This is a genomic window from Amycolatopsis sp. w19, from assembly GCF_051373225.1.
Classification (GTDB): Bacteria; Actinomycetota; Actinomycetes; order Mycobacteriales; family Pseudonocardiaceae; genus Amycolatopsis; species Amycolatopsis japonica.
Window position 1 is genome coordinate 1 of record NZ_JBPQFM010000042.1, and the last position, 17,783, is coordinate 17,783.

The following is a 17,783-nucleotide window of genomic DNA, read 5'->3' on the forward strand; positions in this document are numbered from 1 at the left end:
GGCCGCCGCTGCCGCAGCCGTCGCCGAACCAGGCGCCGCGCCGTCCGGCGGCACCCCAAGCGCCGCAGGCCCTCAATCAGACACCGCCCCCGCCGCATCGCGGGCGCCGCCAGCCGCCGCCGGTCCGCCCGTGGCAGGTCGACCGCCGCGACGAAGCCGACGCGACGCGGTTCATCCCGCGCACCCCCGGCGTCCCGATGGGTTCGCGCTGGCCGGTCGCCGACCCCGACGTCCTCCGCCCGTACGACCAGCTCGCCACGCAGGTCATGCCGGCGATCAAGGACGCGCCGCTGGTCAAACCGCGGCCGGGGGACACCGGCGAACAGGATGTCGCCGCTCCGGCGAAGGCGCCGTCGCTCGCGAAGTCCAGCGGCCGGATGGCGATCGCGTCGCTCATCAGCCGCATCACCGGCTTCGCGTGGAAGCTGCTGCTGGTCGCGGCCATCGGCGCCCAGGTGGAGAACGACTCGTTCAACGTCGCCAACACCATGCCGAACATCATCTTCGAACTGCTGATGGGCGGCGTGCTGTCGAGCCTCGTGGTCCCGCTGCTCGTGCGGTCGCAGGACGACAAGGACGGCGGCGAGGCCTACACCCAGCGGCTGGTCACGGTGGCGGGCACGCTGCTCGTCGTCGGGACGACGATCGCCGTGGTCGCGGCGCCGCTGATCACCAAGCTCTACGTCGACGACAAGGGCCAGGCGAATCCCGAGCTGGTCACCGCGTTCGCGTATCTGCTGCTGCCGCAGATCTTCTTCTACGGCGTGTTCGCGCTGCTCTCGGCGGTGCTGAACGCGAAGAACATCTTCGGCCCGACGGCGTGGGCGCCGGTGATCAACAACCTCGTCGTCATCTTCACGATCCTCGTCGTGTGGATCATGCCCGGGAACATCTCCACCGATCCGGTGTCGATCACCGACCCGAAGCTGCTGACCCTGGGCATCGGCGTGACCTCGGGCATCGTGGCGCAGTCGGTGCTGCTGATCCCGCCGCTGCTGCGGTCCGGGTTCAAGTTCAAATGGCGCTGGGGCATCGACAAGCGCATGAAGGAGTTCGGCGGGCTCGCGCTGTGGACCGTCGGCTACGTCGCGGTCAGCCAGGTCGGCTACACGATCACCACCCGCGTGCTGACCAGCGGTTCGCAGGGCGGTGTGACCGCGTACAGCAACGCGTGGCTGCTCTTCCAGCTGCCGTACGGCGTCATCGGTGTCTCGCTGCTGACCGCGATCATGCCGCGGATGAGCCGCGCGGCCGCCGACGGCGACCACAAGAAGCTGATCGGCGACCTCTCCTACGCGTCGCGGATCTCGACGGTGATGCTCGTGCCGATCTCCGCGGTGATGACCGTGGTGGGCGGTTCGGTCGGTATCGCCCTGTTCACCCTGGGCAAGGGCACGGTCGAGGACGCGTCGCGGATGGGTGAGGCGCTGGCCATCTCGGCGTTCGCGCTGCTGCCGTACGCGCTGGTCATGCTGCAGATGCGGGTGTTCTACGCGATGAAGGACGCGCGGACGCCGGTGCTGATCATGATCGTGATGACCGTGGTCAAGGTGCCGCTGCTGTACCTGTGCCCGGCGCTGCTGTCGCCGGACAACATCGTGCTCGGCGTGATGATGGTCAACGGCCTCACGTTCGTCGTCGGCGCGATCCTCGGTCAGGTCTGGCTGTGGGTGACCCTCGGAAACCTCCGGAGCAAGCGAGTGCTCGGGGTGATCCTCTTCACGGTCGTCGCGAGTGTGCTCGGGGTCGGCGCGGCCTGGCTCGCCGGGCAGATCGTGCCTGACTCGTTCGGGCCTACTTTCCATGCCTGGGTGAAACTTCTCCTGCAGACGGTGGTCGGGATCGCGGTGTCGTTCGGCGTGCTCATCGCCCTGAAGGTGGAGGAATTGAAGCCCGCCACGGCGAGGATCACCCGGTTGATCAAGCGCGGATAACGATTCACGTACGGATGGCGCGCGTTCACGGGTCGTATTCTGGGTACCCTCGGGGCGGGAGCTACGCGGGAGAGTGCGGTGGATACGAGACGGAGCGAACAGGCAGGGGAGGCGAGCCAGGTGGGCATCCGGGCCCAAGGCGGGTCGCTGGCCCCTGGCCGGGTCGTCGGTGACGGCCGGTATCGCCTGCTCGCACAGTTCGGGGTGGACGAACGGGCGGCGGCGCATCTTTGGCGTGCCCGCGACGGGCAGCTGAAGCGGGATGTCGCGCTGACGCTGCTGGTCGGCGACCCCGCGGACGCGGAGGCCGCCCGGCTCGCGCGCCGGACGCTGGAGCGTGCCGCGCACGCCTCGAAGTTCGGCCACGGCGGGGTCGCGCGCGTCCTCGACGTGCTCAGCCTCGGCAGCGGCGTCACTTCGAGCGAAGGTCTGCTCGGTGTCGTCGTGGCGGAATGGACCAAGGGCAGCGATCTGGTCGACCTCGTGGCGCAGCGTCCGGTGGCACCCGCCGCGGCGGCCCGGATGGTGCAGGCGCTGGCGGAAGCCGTCGACCACGCCCATCAGAACGGTCTCGTCCTCGGCCTCGATCACCCGCAGCGTCTGCGGCTCACCCCGGACGGCGCGCTGAAGCTCGCCTTCCCGGGCCCGCTGCCCGAGGCGACCCTTCGCGATGACGTCAAGGCGCTCGGCGCCGTGCTGTACCTGCTGCTGACCGGTCGTTGGGCCCTTCCCGGCGGTCCGGCCGCGATCCCGGCGGCGCCGCACGCGCCGACCGGCCGCGTCATCCCGCCGCGTTCGCTGGTCCCGACCGTGCCGGTCGAGCTGTCCTCGCTCGCCGTCCGCACCATCGAGGACGGCGGCCACGGCGGCATCCGCACCAGCGCGGCCATCCTGCGCGTGCTGGACCAGGTCGCCGAAGCCGAAGAGCGCACCCAGCTGATCAAGGCGGTCGGCGAGGAAGAGGCCGTCGCCGAATCGGACGGAACCGTCTGGACGACGAAGAAGCCGGTCAAGGACGTCGCGCGGCGCAAGAAGCTGGCGTTCGGCGTGACCGTGCTGGTCGTCGCGACCGTGGTCATCCTCGCCTGGGGCGGGATGATGCTGATCAACCTGTTCCAAGGTGAGTCGAAGTCGAGCGGCCCGAAGATGAACGTCGCCGCGTCCTCTTCCCAGGTCGTGCCGCCCTCGGGCGAGCAACAACCGCCGCCCGCGCAGAAGCCGCCGGCACCCGCGGTGGGTGCGGCGGTGAAGCCGTCGGCGGTGGCCGTCTACAACCCGGGCAGCAAGGGCGACAGCCCCGGCAAGGCCAGGAACGCCACCGACGGCGACGCGGTCACCTCGTGGAAGACCGACCAGTACGACGAGCAGTTCCCGGTGCTCAAGGACGGCGTCGGGCTGGTCGTGACCTTCAAGGACCCGATCAACCTCAGCCAGGTCAAGATCGACGCGGCGAGTGCCGGTTCGAAGGTCGAGATCCGCTCCGCCGACAAGAAGAACCCGAAACTCGACGAGACGAAGGTCGTCGGGAGCGGAGACCTCGCGGCGGGTGAATCGACCATCGCCTTGCAGCAGCCGCAGCAGGGTCAGTACTTCATCATCTGGATCACTCAGCTGGGTGAAGATGACAAGGGCAAGTTCATCACCGAACTCAAAGAGCTGACCTTCCTGCCTGCGGGGTGACGTCAGACACCGGGTCAGTAGGCTCTCCCGGGTGACAGCTGCAGCTCCCACGGACGCGGATCTCATAGCGGCGCATGCCGCTGGGGACCCGCACGCGTTCAGTGAACTGGTCCAGCGACATCGAGACCGCATGTGGGCGGTAGCCCTGCGCACCTTGCGGGATCCGGAAGAAGCCGCGGACGCCCTGCAGGACGCCTTCATCTCCGCGTTCCGAGCAGCGGGCAACTTCAGAGCGGAATCGCAGGTCACGACGTGGTTGCACCGTATCGTCGTGAACGCGTGCCTCGACCGCATCCGGCGGGGCAAGGCCAGACCGACCGTTCCGCTGCCCGAGACCGGGCAGTTCAACGAGCCCGCCTCGCCGCGCGACTCGATGTCCGAACGCGAGACGAGCCTGGTCGTGAAGGAAGCCCTCGACCAGCTCCCCGAAGAGCAACGTGCCCCGATCGTGTTGGTCGACGTCGAGGGATACTCCGTCGCCGAGACGGCGAAGATGCTCGGCATCGCCGAAGGCACGGTCAAGAGCCGGTGTGCCCGAGGTCGCGGAAAGCTCGCGAAGGTTCTCGGACATCTACGGAACCCCGATGCTATTGCGAACGTCCCAACTCACGAAAGCAAACGAGAGCGCGCTACCCCGCAACGGGGTGCCAGGCGTCCTCAGGGCACGCCGGGTGACGGGGAGGGACGATGACAGACGAGAGCAGGGGGATCGGTGGGACCGTCGGTCCACCGTGGTCTGTCGATGTGCTCGCCGACCTGCACGCAGGTGTGCTGGACGAGCGTGAGGCGGCCGAACTGTGGCCGTTGGTGAACGCCGACCCCGAAGCACTGGCGATCATCGAAGCACTGGAAGCGACCACGGCCGACCTCGCGGAACTCGCGAACGAGCCGGTCGCGCCGATGCCGGCGGAATACGCGGCACGGATCGACGCCGCGCTGGCCGCCGAAATGCGGGCGACGCCTGCGTTTCAAGGCGCATCTGAAAGGCAGCAGGAACAGGTCGCCCCGGTGGTGGACCTCGCGGCCGCACGGCGGCGGCGGAACAAGCGGATCGGCTGGGGCGCCGGGATAGCGACCGTGGCCGCGGCGGCCATCGCGGCCGTGGCGATCGTCGTCCCGACCACCCGTGAGCCGGATTCGGGCGGTATCGCCCAGCCCGCGCCTTCGGCTCCTTCCGGACCTTCGCTCGGCGGAGACGGCGGCGGAGCCGAAGCCCTCGTCGGCAAGGCGATCGGCGTCCGCGACTTCGGCTCACTGAAGACCGAAGAGCGTCTCGACGCCTGTATCGCCGCGGCCGGAATGGACGCCGACGTGCGCCCGGAAGGCATCCGGCCGGTGAACGTCGCGGGCAAGGACGGCGTGATGGTGATTTACACCACAGGCAAACTCGCCCAGTTCCGCATCGTCGCCTTCGGTGCCGACTGCGGCCCGGGCAACCCTTCGGTCCTGTTCGACAAAATCATCGGACCGAAGTAACCGACCGAAACCTCACTGGTCCCTCGCTCCCCACCAGCCCCAATCCGGGGGGAGCGGGGGACCTTTGCTACCACGCTAGGTTTTCTAGCGGCGCTAGAGGTCGGATCTCCGTCGCGGCGCAAGGCAGGAGAAAGTAGCGCCGGTCACCCCGGGAACACTGGCCCTTACGATCGTGTTGAGCCTGGTGAACAGGTCACTACGAGCGGAGGTCACGGGTGGCTGCCGAGGAGATCAGGAACCTGATCATTGTGGGATCGGGTCCTGCGGGATACACCGCCGCTGTCTACGCGGCACGAGCGCAGCTCGAACCGCTGGTGTTCGAGGGCACTCAGTTCGGCGGTGCGCTGATGACGACGACCGAGGTCGAGAACTTCCCCGGCTTCCGCGAAGGCATCCAGGGTCCCGACCTCATGGAAGAGATGCGCGAGCAGGCGAAGCGTTTCGGCGCCGACCTGCGCCAGGAGGACGTCGAGTCCGTCGAGCTGACCGGTGACGTCAAGTACGTCGTCGCGAACGGCAAGCGTTACGCGGCCCGCGCGGTCGTGCTGTCGATGGGCGCCGCCGCCCGCTATCTGAACGTGCCCGGCGAGCAGGAGCTGCTCGGCCGCGGTGTTTCGGCCTGCGCCACTTGCGACGGCTTCTTCTTCCGCGACCACGATATCGTGGTCGCGGGCGGCGGCGACTCCGCGATGGAGGAGGCGACCTTCCTGACGAAGTTCGCCAAGTCCGTCACGATCGTCCACCGCCGCGAGGAGTTCCGCGCCTCCAAGATCATGCTGGAGCGTGCCCGCGAGAACGAGAAGATCAAGTGGGCGCTCAACAAGCAGATCACCGGAGTCGAGGGTGAGGGCAAGGTCGAGGGCCTGAAGCTCAAGGACACGGTGACCGGCGAGGAGTCCAAGCTCGAGGTGACCGGGTTCTTCGTGGCGATCGGGCACGACCCGCGCAGCGAACTGGTGCGCGGTCAGGTGGACCTCGACGAGGACGGCTACGTGCTCACCCAGGGCCGGACCTCGTACACGAACATCCCCGGTGTCTTCGCGGCGGGCGACCTGGTCGACCGCACGTACCGGCAGGCGATCACCGCCGCCGGCTCGGGCTGCGCGGCCGCCATCGATGCAGAACGATGGCTGGCGGAGCACGCCGGTGTCCAGACCGCCCAGGAGACGCCTGAGCTGGTCGGCGGCGGCTACGGCGCCTCCACCAACTGACTTTCCCCCAGCCCGTTCACCACCCAGAAGGAGACACCATGGCCAACACCGTGACGGTGACCGACAAGACGTTCGTCGACGACGTGCTGACGAGCGAGAAGCCCGTCCTGGTCGACTTCTGGGCGACCTGGTGCGGCCCGTGCAAGATGGTCGCCCCGGTGCTCGAGGAGATCGCGGCGGAGAACGGTGAGAAGCTGACCATCGCGAAGCTCGACATCGATGCCAACCCGAACACTGCGCGTGACTACCAGGTGATGTCGATCCCGACGCTGATCCTGTTCCAGGGCGGCAAGCCGGTGAAGCAGATCGTCGGCGCCAAGCCGAAGGCCGCGCTGCTCTCGGACCTCGCCGACGTCCTCTGATCTCGCGTTTCACCTGCCGAAACCCGGAGCCCGCCCAGGCTCCGGGTTTCGTCGTTCTCCGGAATGGGTAAAACTCCCTGTTACGGGAACGCCTGGACGAGTTCCACGAACGGCGACTTGACGCACCGGCCGGGCCTCCGCGCTCACCGAGAGTTCACAGGGCACAATAGAGCACCGGGGTTCGCCCCGCAGGATTTTCATAGTCGTGCATCGAGCTCGATCGGTGCCCCAAAGGGAAGAGCGAGGAGTGCATGCGGGTACTCCGCCGCGGTGACGCCGGACCGGACGTCGCCGAGATCAGGTCCACGCTGGCGGCGATGGAGCTGCTCCCGCCGGTGACCGAATCCGGGGAGTACGAGGTCTTCGACACGGCGATGGAACACGCCGTTCGAGCGTTCCAGCAGCGCCGTGGGCTCATCACCGACGGTCTGGTGGGTCCGGCGACCTACCAGGCGCTTCGCGGCGCGGGCTTCCATCTGGGCAGCCGCCCGCTGACCTACATGTTCTCCGCCCCCATGCAGGGTGACGACGTCTTCGCGCTCCAGGAGCGGCTGACCGAGCTCGGTTTCGACGCCGGCCGCCCGGACGGGCATTTCGGCCCGCAGACCGAACGCGCGCTCAAGACCTTCCAGCGCGACATGCGCCTGGTCGCCGACGGTATGTGCGGCCCGGCCACCATCCGTGAGCTGCACCGGCTCTCGTCGCCGCGTGCCCGCGGCGGCCGCCCCGTTTTCCTGCGTGAGCAGGAGCAGGTGCGGCAGGCGGGCCCCCGGCTACGCGGCAAGCGCATCGTGATCGACCCGGGCCACGGCGGCGAGGACCTCGGTGTCGTCGCCGGCGGCCTGCGTGAGGCGGACATCGCCTGGGACCTGGCGCGGCGGCTCGAAGGCCGGATGCAGGCCACCGGTATGGAGGCGCTGATCTCGCGCGGCCCGAACCAGAGCCCGAGCGAGGGCGACCGGGCGAAGTTCGCGAACGAGGCGGGCGCGGACCTGTTCCTTTCGCTGCACAACGACAAGAACCCCTCGCCCAAGGCGCAGGGTGTCGCGAGCTTCCACTTCGGCACCGGCAACGGCACCACGTCGACCGTCGGCGAGCTGCTGGCGGGTTTCATCCAGCGTGAGCTGGCCGCCCGCACCGGCATGCTCGACTGCCGCACGCACTACAAGACCTGGGAGATCTTCACCCGTACCCGCTGCCCGGCGGTGCGGATCGAGATCGGCTACCTGACCAACCCGGAAGACAGCCGCAAACTGGCGGACCCGGCTTTCCGCGACGTCGTCGCCGAAGGCATCCTGGTCGCCGTGAAGCGCCTGTATCTGCTCGGCGAAGGGGACCAGCCGACCGGCACGTTCACCTTCGCGGACGTCCTGGCCCACGAACTCGCCAAAGCGGAGTAGCCAGTCCTCCACACCCGCACGCGGGCGCACATCCCTCTGCCGACGGCCTCGGCACAACCGGTTGTGTGCCCCCTGGGCCGACCACGCCACCCCTAGATCCACCCGGCGCGCAGCCCCCGCCCTTCCCGGGGGGCGTCCCCAGGTCCAGCCTACCCATCCACAGATTTTCCACCGCTCCTAGCAGCGATCTGTGGATAACTCGGCGGGTTACCCACAGCTGTCCCCAGGCCGGGGGATGGCTGCTGCGCGCGCTCGAAAACTCTGCTAAACGACGCCGGCGGAGAAGATCAGGCGCGGCCCAGGCTCGGCTCGGCCGTCGTGATGGAGACCTGGCCCAGCAGCCGTTCGAGGGCCGCCTCCACGTCTTCCTTCCACGAAATCGCCGACCGCAGTTCCAGTCGCAGCCGCGGCCACCGCGGATGCGGCCGCACGGTCTTGAACCCGACGCTCTGCAGGAACGCCGCGGGCAGCACACAGCTGTGCCCGCCGTCCGGATCGGTCTCGTCGGGCTTGGCGTCACCGAACGCTTCGATCGCGCGGACACCGCGTTTGGTCAGATCCTTCGCGACGGCCTGCACCAGCATCCGGCCGAGTCCGCCACCTTGGAATTCGGGAAGCACCTGGAAGGCGGTCAGCAGGACCGCGTCCGGGCCGGGAGGCGAAGTCGGGAAGGCCAGCGAGCGCGGCACGGCGTTCGGCGGCGCGTAAAGCACGAAACCGACGGGCAGGGTGTCGCTGTAGACGATCCGGCCGCAGGAACCCCACTCCAGCAGCACGCTGGAGACCCAAGCTTCCTTTTCGACCTCGGTCGCGCCGTATTCCTCGGCCTGCGCCTTCATATGCGGCGCCAGCTCCCAGTACACGCAGCGGCGGCAGCTCTTGGGCAGGTGCTCGAGGTTGTCCAGGGTTACGCCCACGACGCGACGCGACACAGACAAACCTCCCTGAATGACGACACCCGACGCAGCCTTGTCCCGAGCAGGGCTCACCGAAGGGGTCCAGACCGAGGATAGGCCGATGTGATGAACACCGGAAGGCCAGGGCCCCTAGAGGGAGGGTGGTTACACTCGATGGAACTACCAGTCGGTAGCGACTATGTCCACTTCGAAGCACGGGTGAAGCGCCTGATGACCGAGAATCGCCCTGTCCGGCCGGAGCCCGGCCGCCACAACCTCGACCCTCATCTCGACCGCTACGCCGCGCGTACGGCCGGAATGACTGCTTCCGAGATCAGGGCCTTGTTCGCGGTGGCCAGTCGCCCCGAAGTGGTATCGCTCGCCGGCGGGATGCCGAACCTCGCCGCGCTCCCGTTGGACACGCTGTCCGCGCAGGTCGGCGAACTCATCGCCGAAGACGGCCTGGTCGCGCTCCAGTACGGCTCCGCACACGGCGTCCCCGCTCTGCGCGAGCAGATCTGCGAAATCATGGCCCTCGAAGGCATCAAGGCCCACCCGGACGACGTCGTCGTGACGGTCGGCTCCCAGATGGGGCTCGACATGGTCACCCGGCTGTTCTGCGATCCGGGCGACGTCATCATCGCCGAGGGCCCGTCGTACGTCGGCGCGCTCGGCTCGTTCGCCGCGTACCAGGCGGACGTCGTCCACGTCGCGATGGACGACCACGGCCTCGTCCCCGAGGGGCTGCGCGCCGCGCTCGCGGAAACGCGGAAGGCCGGCCGCCGGGTCAAGTTCCTCTACACGATCCCGAACTTCCACAACCCCGGCGGCGTCACGCTGGCCGTCGAGCGGCGCGCGGAGATCGTGGATATCTGCCGCGAGAACGACATCCTCATCGTCGAGGACAACCCGTACGGTCTGCTCGGCTTCAGCGGTCAGACGTACCCGGCGCTCCGCTCGATCGACCCCGACAACGTCGTGTACCTGGGCTCGTTCTCGAAGACCTTCGCCTCGGGCCTGCGGGTCGGCTGGGTGCTCGCACCGCACGCCGTCCGGGAGAAGCTCGTGCTCGCGGCCGAGTCCGCGACGCTTTGTCCGCCTACGCTTAACCAGTTGATCGTGTCGCGATACCTCTCGACTCACGACTGGATGGGTCAAATCAAGACCTTCCGCGAAAACTACCGGGAGCGCCGGGACGCGATCCTGTCCGCGCTCGAACAGCACATGCCCGCCGGCTGCAGCTGGACCAAACCCGACGGCGGTTTCTACGTCTGGATGACCGTCCCCGAAGGCGTGGACACGAAGGCGATGCTGCCGAGAGCCGTCACGGCACGGGTCGCATACGCCTCCGGAACCGGTTTCTACGCCGACGGTTTCGGCAGCAGACAACTTCGTCTTTCCTACTGCTACCCGACGCCCGAACGGATCCGCGAAGGCGTCCGGCGGCTTGCCGCGGTGCTCGAGTCCGAAATGGACCTGGCGCGTACCTTCGGTAACGCGAGCCCACGCTCGATCTCGGGGCCGCAGAACCCCTCTCCGGACACGGTCTGATCGACCGGACGTCCCCAAGCACAAAAGGAGTCCCGGTGGTCGACCGCACCGTTGCCGTACTCGCAGGCGGCCTTTCCCACGAACGCGACGTCTCTCTCCGCTCCGGGCGCCGGCTCTCGGTCGCGTTGCGGGCGGAGGGCCTCGTCGTCGAAGAGTGGGACACCGACGCGGGTCTGCTCGAACGTCTTCGCACCCAGCGGCCCGACGCGGCCATCGTCGCCCTTCACGGTGGTGAAGGGGAGAACGGCGCGGTGCAGACGATCCTGGAGATGCTCGACGTGCCTTACGTCGGCACCAGTTCGCAGGGCTGCCGCCGCGCGTGGGACAAGCCGACGGCCAAGGCGCTCGTCGCCGACGCGGGCTTCACCACGCCGGACTGGGTGGTGCTGCCGCACAGCACCTTCCGCGAGCTCGGCGCGCAAGCCGTTCTGGACTCGATGGTCGACACGCTGGGGCTGCCCATGATCCTGAAGCCCGACCAGGGCGGATCGGCGCTGGGCGCCCAGGTCGTCAAGGACGCCGCGGAAATGCCCGGTGCGATGGTCGGCTGCTTCGCTTACGGCGACACCGTCCTCGCCGAGAAGTTCGTTTCGGGCGTCGAGGTGGCCGTCACGGTCATCGAAGGCGAAGAGGGACCCGAAGCCCTGCCCGCGGTCGAGATCGTGCCTGAGAGCGGCGTGTACGACTACACCGCCCGCTACACCGCCGGGCTGACCGATTTCTTCACCCCGGCCCGGATTCCTGATGACGCCGCCAAGGCGGTCGGTGAACTGGCCGTCGCCGTGCACCGGCAACTCGGCCTTCGTGACATCTCCCGCACCGACGCGGTGATCACCGAAGACGGCACGGTCCACTTCCTCGCGGTGAATCCCTCGCCGGGCCTCACCGAGACGTCGATCGTGCCGGTGGCGATCGAAGCGGCCGGTTCCACCCTCGGCTCGGTCTTCGCCGGTCTCGTTGGACGGGCGATTTCCCGCAAGAGCTGAATCGGATTCGACGAAGGGGACTTGCCCACCGCGGGCGAGTCCCCTTTTTCTATGTCCGGGCCACGACGACGATCTGGTGCTCGTCCTCGTAGATGACCTGTCCCGGGTTCGCCGACCAGACGGTTTCACAGGGAACGTCGTGTGTTTCCAGGATCGACAGGTAGCCATCGACTCGGTCGATGAAGATACGAGCGGTCGCTTTGAACCACGCCGCGGCCCCGGGATTGACTTCCGCGTCGTAGACGCTCGGGTCGGCGTGCGCGGGGTTGGTGAAGTTCGCGTCGTACCAGTCGTTGTTCGTCCGGCGGAACGCTTCCTGCTCGACGGTGAGGCGTCCGGCCCGGGCGAGCCCGTTGACGAGACCGAAGACCCCGGTGAAGTTTCCTCGTGCATCGCGGGTCGGGCTCTGGAAGCGAACGAAGCGGAGCTCCGTCATCGGCGGGGAAATCCTGGTGCTTCAACGTCGGCACCCCGATGACGGGCACTCCGGCCGCTCGCGCCGATCGAAGGCCGGTCATGGAGTCCTCGAACGCCAGCGCGTCGGCTGGCGCGACGTTCAAGCGGGCGCAAGCGGTCAAGTACATCTCGGGATCCGGCTTCGGCGCGGTCACCTCGTCGGCCGCCAGTTTCACGGGAAACATTGCCGCCAGGCCGCCGCGAACGAGTGCGGCGTCCAACAGGGCTCGGGGCGAGTTGCTCGCGACGGCGACCGGTACGGCGGCGGCGGTCAGTTCGACCAACTCGCGCGCGCCGGGCCGATCACCAACGCCTTCTCGTCCGCGCCGAAGGGGAGCCCGTGCCGCGCGAACAGTTCGGTCTCGGCGACGGACCAACACGGCTCGGTGTCCATGAGCAATCCGTCGCAGTCGAAGACGGCCGCGCGAGGATTTCGGCCGCCGAAGAGCCCCTTCACACTTGCCCCCAGTTCAAGCACTCAGCGTCGCCGAGTCATCAGCGCTCAGCTATCGTCACCGTGACAAAACGACCCGGGGTGATCCCTAATCGGTTTTCGGTGTCTGATTTGCCTGATTCTGATCCATGAGCGCGACAATGCGTTCAAGATCGTCAACCGAGCCGAATTCGAGGGTGATCCGCCCCTTGCGGCGACCCAAGTCGACCTTCACGCGGGTGTCGAACCGGTCCGAAAGCCGGTTCGCCAGTTCCTGGAGACCGGGCGCCTGGATCGGCTTGCGGGGAGCGGGCTTCGGCTTGGCCGGCTTTTCGCTCTTCTTGAGCGTGACGGCTTCCTCGGTCGCGCGGACCGACATGCCCTCCGCGACGATCCGCGCGGCCAGCTCTTCCTGACTGTCGGCGTCCTCGAGAGAGAGCAGCGCCCGCGCGTGGCCCGCCGAAAGCACCCCGGCCGCGACCCGCCGCTGGACCGCGAGGGGGAGTTTGAGCAAGCGGATCGTGTTCGTGATGACCGGGCGGCTGCGCCCGATCCGGCTCGCCAGCTCCTCGTGCGTGACCGCGAATTCGTCGAGCAGCTGCTGATACGCGGCCGCCTCTTCGAGCGGGTTGAGCTGAACGCGGTGGATGTTCTCCAGCAACGCGTCGCGCAGCATCGCCTCGTCGGCGGTCTGCCGGACGATCGCCGGGATCGCCTCCAGCTCCGCCAGCTGGGAGGCACGCAGCCGCCGCTCGCCCATGACGAGTTCGTACTCGTCGTTGCCGAGCTCCCGGACCACGATGGGCTGCATGAGCCCGAACTCGCGGATCGAGTGCTCCAGCTCGTTGAGCGCGTCCTCGTCGAAGACCTGCCGCGGCTGCTTCGGGTTCGGCTTGATCTGGCTGACCGGCACCTCGCGGTAGACCGCGCCGGCGACCGTTCCGCCGTGCGAACCGGCCGCGCCGTTGGCCGCGAACCAGCCCTTGTCGTCCGGCCCCGCGGGCTTGCTCGCGGGAGCGGAGGGGACAGGGGAGCCGTTCTCGGCGGGAGCCGCCGAACCCGGCGGAGGGCCGGTGGGGATCAGGGCGGCGAGCCCGCGACCGAGCCCTCCTCTGCGCTCGCTCATGCCGTACCGCTCCTTTCCTTCATCTCCACACCGCGCTGGGCGATCTCCTTCGCCGCGTCGACGTAGCTCATCGCGCCCCGCGAACCCGGGTCGTACGCGAGGACGGTCTGCCCGTATCCGGGCGCCTCGGAGACCTTCACACTGCGCGGGATCACCGTCTTGAGAACAGTGTCCCCGAAGTGGTTCCGGACCTCGTTCGTCACCTGATCGGCCAGCTTCGTCCGGCCGTCATACATGGTGAGCAGGATCGTGGAGACGCTGAGTTCGCGGTTCAGGTGCGCCTGAACGAGCTCGATGTTGCTCAGCAGCTGCCCCAGACCTTCGAGCGCGTAGTACTCGCACTGGATCGGGATCAGCACCTCCTGCGCGGCGACCATCGCGTTGACGGTCAGCAGACCGAGAGACGGCGGGCAGTCGATGAAGACGTAGTCGACGCCGATCTCGTCGAGGATCTCGGATGAGAGCGCCTCCTTGAGCCGCATCTCGCGGGACGCCATGGAGACGAGTTCGATCTCGGCACCGGCGAGGTCGATGGTCGCGGGCACGCAGTAGAGATTGGACGACTGCTCGCTCTGCGCCGCAGCTTCGGCCAGCGACACCTCACCGATCAGCACCTCGTAGATCGACGGCGTGCCGGAGCGGTGGTCGATGTCGAGCGCGGTACTCGCGTTGCCCTGAGGGTCCAGGTCGATCACGAGCGTTTTGAGCCCGTGGACGGCGAGGGCGGCGGCGAGGTTCACCGTGCTCGTCGTCTTGCCGACGCCGCCCTTCTGGTTGGCGACAGTCAGCACTCGCCGACGGTTCGGCCGGGGGAGCGCACCCTCCTTGGGGTGCAGCACACTGGCGGCGCGGACGGCTTCTTCGGCGATGGGCGTCCAGCCGAGTTCCTGGCCGGCGCTCGCAGGGTCGGACGGCGGGGGAGTCACCGGTCTCGAGCCTCCTCTGTATTAGACGTGGGAGTCGTTCTGCGTTGTTTCACGTGGAACCGGTCTAGCTACGCCTGCGCGATCGAGACGGTTTCGGGGGCAGACGGTGGATCACGACGACCGTGCTCGGGATCTCGAGCACCTTGGTGCCGCACTCGAAGACTTCCGGTTCGCCGCCGCCGGCCTTCCGGACGGCGGCGCGATCGCGTTCGATTTCCTCTCCGGCGCTCGCTCCTTTGAGGGCGACCAGAGCACCTTGGGAACGCACGAGCGGGAGGCACCAGTTCGCGAGCCGGGCCAAGGGAGCGACCGCCCGGGCGGTGACGACATCCGCGCCACCGAGCTCCTCACGTACCTGCCGCTCTTCCGCGCGCCCGCGGACAACGGTGATGGGGAGTTCCAGCTTCTCGGCAACCTCGGCCAGCCAGTCGACCCGGCGAGCCATCGGTTCGAGCAGAACGATATCGAGGTCCGGTCGGCTGATCGCGAGCGGTACACCCGGAAGTCCCGCGCCCGATCCGACATCGACCACGCGGGCGCCGTCGGGGATCCGCTCGCCGATCACGGCGGAGTTGAGGACGTGACGCTCCCACAGCCGGTCGACCTCGCGAGGCCCGATGAGCCCGCGCTCGACGCCATGCCGCTCCAGGAGTTCGACGTAGCCGGCGGCTTGCTCGACGCGGTCTCCGAATACTTCCGACGCCGCACTCCGTACCGATGCGGCGACCCCGTCCAAGCCCACTCTCGCTCCTCAACCCTCGACGCCGTTTCACGTGAAACGCGCTCCACTGATTGTCCATGACGCCGAGCGCAAAGCGGGGAGACAGTCCGAAGTTGTGGACAACTCCACTCGCCTTCGCGCGTTTCACGTGAAACGCCACGCGTGTAATTCACCCGGAAAACGAAGAAGCGGCCCGCCGGATGACCGGCGGGCCGCTTCGTTCGAGTAACCGTCAGGCGGGGAAGATGACGACCCGGCGCTTCGGGTCCTCTCCTTCGCTCTCGCTCTTGACGCCGTCCACGGCGGCGACCGCGTCGTGCACGACCTTCCGCTCGAACGGGCTCATCGGCTGAAGCCGCACGCGCTCGCCAGAGGAGACGACCGTCTCGGCGGTCGAGCGACCGAGCTCGCGGAGCTCCTCGCGACGGTCCGCGCGCCAGCCCGCGATGTCCAGCATCAGCCGGCTCCGCGAACCGGTCTCCTGCTGCACCGCCAGCCGCGTCAGTTCCTGCAGCGCCTCCAGCACGGTGCCGCGGGGACCGACGAGCTTCTCCAGGTCCTCGCCGCCGTCGATGCTGACGATCGCGCGGCCCGCTTCGACATCGAGGTCGATGTCGCCGTCGTAGTCCAAAAGGTCGAGCAGCCGCTCGAGGTAGTCACCGGCGATGTCGCCCTCCTTCACGAGGACGTCGTCGTCGACACCTCCCTTGCGAGCGGTCTCTTCAGCGGCGCCCTCAACCTCGGCCGCGCTGTTCTCCTCGGCGTCGATCGTGTCGATCGTCTCCGCCATTACTGGTCTCCTCTCCGGCCCGGATCGGCGTCAGCGACGCTTCCGGTCCGATTTCTTAGTCGAGTCCGAGATGAGACCGGGCACGTCCGCACCGTTCTCCTTCGAGCCGTTCGTCGACGACTCGGCTGTTGCGTCGTTGGCGTCCTTCTTCTTCGCGGAGGAGCCGGTCTGGGCGAAGCCGTGCGGCGAGCCCGCCTTCTTGACCTGACCACCGGAGGACGGCTTGTTCTTCTTCTGCTGGACCGGCTTCTGGCCGGGGCGGGGCGCGGTCGGCTTCTGGCCCGGCTTCGGACCGAGGTTCGCGCGCTTCTCCTTCTCGGCTTCCTTGCGGGCCTCTTCTTCCTTGTCGATCCGCGTGTAGACGAGACGCTGCTGCATCAGGGTCCAGCCGTTGTTGGCGAGCCAGTAGAAGAGGAGGCCGACCGGGAACAGCGCACCGAAGATGAGGACACCGAGCGGGAAGATGTACATCGTCAGCTTGTTCATCATCGCGGTCTGCGGCGTGGCCGACTCGGGGTTCTGACGCTGGACCGAGTGACGCGCGGTGAGGTGCGTGGCGATGCTGGCGACGATCATCAGCGGGATCGCGACCGGGGCGACGTACCAGTGGAAGCCGGTCGCCGCGTTGCCGCCGCTGACCATGTCGACACCGGTGTAGATCGCGTCGCCGAGGTTGACGCCGAACAGCTTCGCGTGGACGTAGGACTCGACGCCGGCCTGGTCGAAGAAGTAGTTCTCGGTCTTCGGGCCGCCGTACGGGTTGATGGTGAACATCCGCAGGACGTGGTTCAGACCGATGAAGACCGGGATCTGAAGCAGCATCGGCAGGCAGCTGCCCAGCGGGTTGACGCCGTGCTCCTTCTGGAGCTTCTGCATCTCCATCGCCTGGCGCTGCCGGTCGTTCGCGTACTTCTTCTGGATCTTCTTCATTTCCGGCGCGAAGTCCTGCATCTTCTTCATCGACCGGACCTGGTTCACGAACGGCTTGAACATGATGCCGCGGACCGTGAACGTCAGGAAGATGATCGCGAGGATCCAGGAGACCGCGTTCGCCTCACCGAACACGAGCCCGAAGACCTTGTGCCAACACCACAAGATGAAGGACACGGGGTAGTAGATGAAGTCGAGCACTGAGCTACTCCTCGATCGGTGTTTCAGGTCGGCGGTGGCGCCACGAGAACGTCTCGGGTACCGGATCGCGGCCGGGCATGGTCCACGGGCCACAGCGCAGCAGACGCCGGACCGCGAGATAAGTGCCGCGGCCGGCGCCGTGCCGGGTCAGTGCCTCGACGGCGTACGCGCTACAGCTCGGGTAGAACCTGCACGCCGGAGGAAGGAAGGGGGAGATCGCCTTGCGGTACAGCTTGATGGGCAGGAGCAGCACCCATGCCACCGGGCCCGGTCGGGCGTCTTCGGTGGTCTCGTTCTCGGTGGCTCGCATGCCGTTACACCGCTGATCCGTGGTCGGGGGGTCGCGTCTGGCGGGACAGCCCGAGACGCCGCAACGACGCGTCGAGATCCGAGCCGAGTTCCGCGCTGGACGCGTCCGCGGCCGGAGGTAGTGCCCGTATCACCAACGAGCTGCCCGGCGGCAGTGTTCCGATCCTGGCGGAAACGAGATGCCTCAACCGGCGGCTGACCCGGTGGCGGACCACCGAATTGCCCACGGCCTTGCTCACCACAAAACCCGCCCGCGCCGCTTCGGCGGCATCGGGCGGGTCCGTGGTCAACGCATGGACGACGAGGCGGCGCCTGCCTGCCTTGGCCCCACGCCGCATCACGGCACGGAAATCCTCACTGCGCCGCAACCTCGCGGCGGCCGGCAGCACGACGTC

19 protein-coding genes and 1 pseudogene are annotated in these 17,783 nt (G+C 67.8%); 9 read left to right on the top strand and 11 right to left on the bottom strand.

Translation table 11 applies throughout. The features are described from left to right. The first annotated feature begins 8 nt into the window (after positions 1–8). The 7 genes from murJ (at position 9) to ACSMFO_RS39090 (ending at position 8,063) form a co-directional block, all read left to right on the top strand. Positions 9–1,934 carry a murein biosynthesis integral membrane protein MurJ gene (gene murJ, locus ACSMFO_RS39060; RefSeq protein ID WP_436462419.1) on the top strand — a complete coding sequence of 642 codons (1,926 nt, stop codon included), beginning with the start codon at positions 9–11 and terminating at the stop codon, positions 1,932–1,934. Positions 1,935–2,054: 120 nt separating this feature from the next. Next, on the top strand, positions 2,055–3,614 hold the full coding sequence (locus tag ACSMFO_RS39065; RefSeq protein ID WP_378411027.1) for a protein kinase family protein: 1,560 nt from the start codon (positions 2,055–2,057) through the stop codon (positions 3,612–3,614). A gap of 31 nt (positions 3,615–3,645) precedes the next feature. Further along, positions 3,646–4,305: an RNA polymerase sigma factor SigM gene (gene sigM, locus ACSMFO_RS39070; RefSeq protein WP_037333997.1), complete on the top strand. Its 660-nt coding sequence runs from the start codon at positions 3,646–3,648 to the stop codon at positions 4,303–4,305. Continuing rightward, positions 4,302–5,090 carry a hypothetical protein gene (locus tag ACSMFO_RS39075; RefSeq protein WP_038522048.1) on the top strand — a complete coding sequence of 263 codons (789 nt, stop codon included), beginning with the start codon at positions 4,302–4,304 and terminating at the stop codon, positions 5,088–5,090. Before sigM ends, ACSMFO_RS39075 begins: the two co-directional genes overlap by 4 nt. A gap of 215 nt (positions 5,091–5,305) precedes the next feature. Continuing rightward, positions 5,306–6,301 carry a thioredoxin-disulfide reductase gene (trxB, locus tag ACSMFO_RS39080; RefSeq protein ID WP_436462410.1) on the top strand — a complete coding sequence of 332 codons (996 nt, stop codon included), beginning with the start codon at positions 5,306–5,308 and terminating at the stop codon, positions 6,299–6,301. Positions 6,302–6,339: 38 nt separating this feature from the next. Then, complete coding sequence (gene trxA, locus ACSMFO_RS39085) at positions 6,340–6,663, top strand: thioredoxin (RefSeq protein WP_007032253.1); 324 nt, start codon at positions 6,340–6,342, stop codon at positions 6,661–6,663. A 251-nt stretch (positions 6,664–6,914) separates the two neighbouring features. Further along, positions 6,915–8,063, top strand: a complete 1,149-nt coding sequence (locus ACSMFO_RS39090) for an N-acetylmuramoyl-L-alanine amidase (protein WP_007032252.1) — start codon at positions 6,915–6,917, stop codon at positions 8,061–8,063. Between the two features lie 287 nt (positions 8,064–8,350). Here ACSMFO_RS39090 and ACSMFO_RS39095 read toward each other — a convergent pair whose 3' ends face one another. Further along, positions 8,351–8,995: a GNAT family N-acetyltransferase gene (locus tag ACSMFO_RS39095; protein WP_007032251.1), complete on the bottom strand. Its 645-nt coding sequence runs from the start codon at positions 8,993–8,995 to the stop codon at positions 8,351–8,353. A 195-nt stretch (positions 8,996–9,190) separates the two neighbouring features. Here ACSMFO_RS39095 and ACSMFO_RS39100 point away from each other — a divergent pair, with 195 nt between their 5' ends. After that, entirely contained in the window at positions 9,191–10,510 is a 1,320-nt protein-coding gene (locus tag ACSMFO_RS39100; protein ID WP_436462411.1) for a PLP-dependent aminotransferase family protein, read from the top strand. A 35-nt stretch (positions 10,511–10,545) separates the two neighbouring features. Continuing rightward, entirely contained in the window at positions 10,546–11,496 is a 951-nt protein-coding gene (locus tag ACSMFO_RS39105; RefSeq protein ID WP_038522056.1) for a D-alanine--D-alanine ligase family protein, read from the top strand. 49 nt (positions 11,497–11,545) lie between these two features. Here ACSMFO_RS39105 and ACSMFO_RS39110 read toward each other — a convergent pair whose 3' ends face one another. The 10 genes and pseudogenes from ACSMFO_RS39110 to rnpA all read right to left on the bottom strand — a co-directional run bounded on the left by ACSMFO_RS39110 (position 11,546) and on the right by rnpA (position 17,777). After that, positions 11,546–11,932 carry a hypothetical protein gene (locus tag ACSMFO_RS39110; RefSeq protein ID WP_436462412.1) on the bottom strand — a complete coding sequence of 129 codons (387 nt, stop codon included), beginning with the start codon at positions 11,930–11,932 and terminating at the stop codon, positions 11,546–11,548. A 91-nt stretch (positions 11,933–12,023) separates the two neighbouring features. Further along, positions 12,024–12,236 (bottom strand): annotated as a pseudogene (locus ACSMFO_RS39115) (HAD family hydrolase); the annotation flags it as partial. Further along, positions 12,224–12,346 carry a hypothetical protein gene (locus ACSMFO_RS39120; RefSeq protein WP_436462413.1) on the bottom strand — a complete coding sequence of 41 codons (123 nt, stop codon included), beginning with the start codon at positions 12,344–12,346 and terminating at the stop codon, positions 12,224–12,226. The pseudogene ACSMFO_RS39115 and the gene ACSMFO_RS39120, both read right to left, overlap by 13 nt. A 148-nt stretch (positions 12,347–12,494) precedes the next feature. Next, entirely contained in the window at positions 12,495–13,511 is a 1,017-nt protein-coding gene (locus tag ACSMFO_RS39125; RefSeq protein ID WP_436462414.1) for a ParB/RepB/Spo0J family partition protein, read from the bottom strand. Beyond that, complete coding sequence (locus ACSMFO_RS39130; RefSeq protein WP_126734755.1) at positions 13,508–14,437, bottom strand: ParA family protein; 930 nt, start codon at positions 14,435–14,437, stop codon at positions 13,508–13,510. The genes ACSMFO_RS39125 and ACSMFO_RS39130 overlap by 4 nt, the downstream gene beginning before the upstream one ends. Positions 14,438–14,501: 64 nt before the next feature. Beyond that, positions 14,502–15,179 carry a 16S rRNA (guanine(527)-N(7))-methyltransferase RsmG gene (gene rsmG, locus ACSMFO_RS39135; protein WP_436462415.1) on the bottom strand — a complete coding sequence of 226 codons (678 nt, stop codon included), beginning with the start codon at positions 15,177–15,179 and terminating at the stop codon, positions 14,502–14,504. Positions 15,180–15,390: 211 nt separating this feature from the next. Beyond that, positions 15,391–15,948, bottom strand: a complete 558-nt coding sequence (locus ACSMFO_RS39140; protein ID WP_007032243.1) for a protein jag — start codon at positions 15,946–15,948, stop codon at positions 15,391–15,393. Positions 15,949–15,978: 30 nt separating this feature from the next. Beyond that, a complete protein-coding gene (gene yidC / locus ACSMFO_RS39145; protein ID WP_038522069.1) occupies positions 15,979–17,079 on the bottom strand; it encodes a membrane protein insertase YidC in 1,101 nt (366 codons plus the stop codon). 4 nt (positions 17,080–17,083) lie between these two features. Then, positions 17,084–17,389, bottom strand: a complete 306-nt coding sequence (yidD, locus tag ACSMFO_RS39150; RefSeq protein WP_016338357.1) for a membrane protein insertion efficiency factor YidD — start codon at positions 17,387–17,389, stop codon at positions 17,084–17,086. A gap of 4 nt (positions 17,390–17,393) precedes the next feature. Continuing rightward, entirely contained in the window at positions 17,394–17,777 is a 384-nt protein-coding gene (gene rnpA / locus ACSMFO_RS39155) for a ribonuclease P protein component (RefSeq protein WP_436462416.1), read from the bottom strand. Between the last annotated feature and the right edge of the window lie 6 nt (positions 17,778–17,783).

Excerpts from the sequence above, each read along its gene's own strand:
- ACSMFO_RS39075 (WP_038522048.1), top strand. The coding sequence starts at position 4,302 with ATGACAGACGAGAGCAGGGGGATCGGTGGGACCGTCGGTCCACCGTGG.
- trxA (WP_007032253.1), top strand. The coding sequence starts at position 6,340 with ATGGCCAACACCGTGACGGTGACCGACAAGACGTTCGTCGACGACGTG.
- ACSMFO_RS39090 (WP_007032252.1), top strand. The coding sequence starts at position 6,915 with ATGCGGGTACTCCGCCGCGGTGACGCCGGACCGGACGTCGCCGAGATC.
- ACSMFO_RS39100 (WP_436462411.1), top strand. The coding sequence starts at position 9,191 with ATGACCGAGAATCGCCCTGTCCGGCCGGAGCCCGGCCGCCACAACCTC.
- ACSMFO_RS39110 (WP_436462412.1), bottom strand. The coding sequence starts at position 11,932 with ATGACGGAGCTCCGCTTCGTTCGCTTCCAGAGCCCGACCCGCGATGCA.
- ACSMFO_RS39120 (WP_436462413.1), bottom strand. The coding sequence starts at position 12,346 with ATGGACACCGAGCCGTGTTGGTCCGTCGCCGAGACCGAACTGTTCGCG.
- ACSMFO_RS39125 (WP_436462414.1), bottom strand. The coding sequence starts at position 13,511 with ATGAGCGAGCGCAGAGGAGGGCTCGGTCGCGGGCTCGCCGCCCTGATC.
- ACSMFO_RS39140 (WP_007032243.1), bottom strand. The coding sequence starts at position 15,948 with ATGGCGGAGACGATCGACACGATCGACGCCGAGGAGAACAGCGCGGCC.
- yidD (WP_016338357.1), bottom strand. The coding sequence starts at position 17,389 with ATGCGAGCCACCGAGAACGAGACCACCGAAGACGCCCGACCGGGCCCG.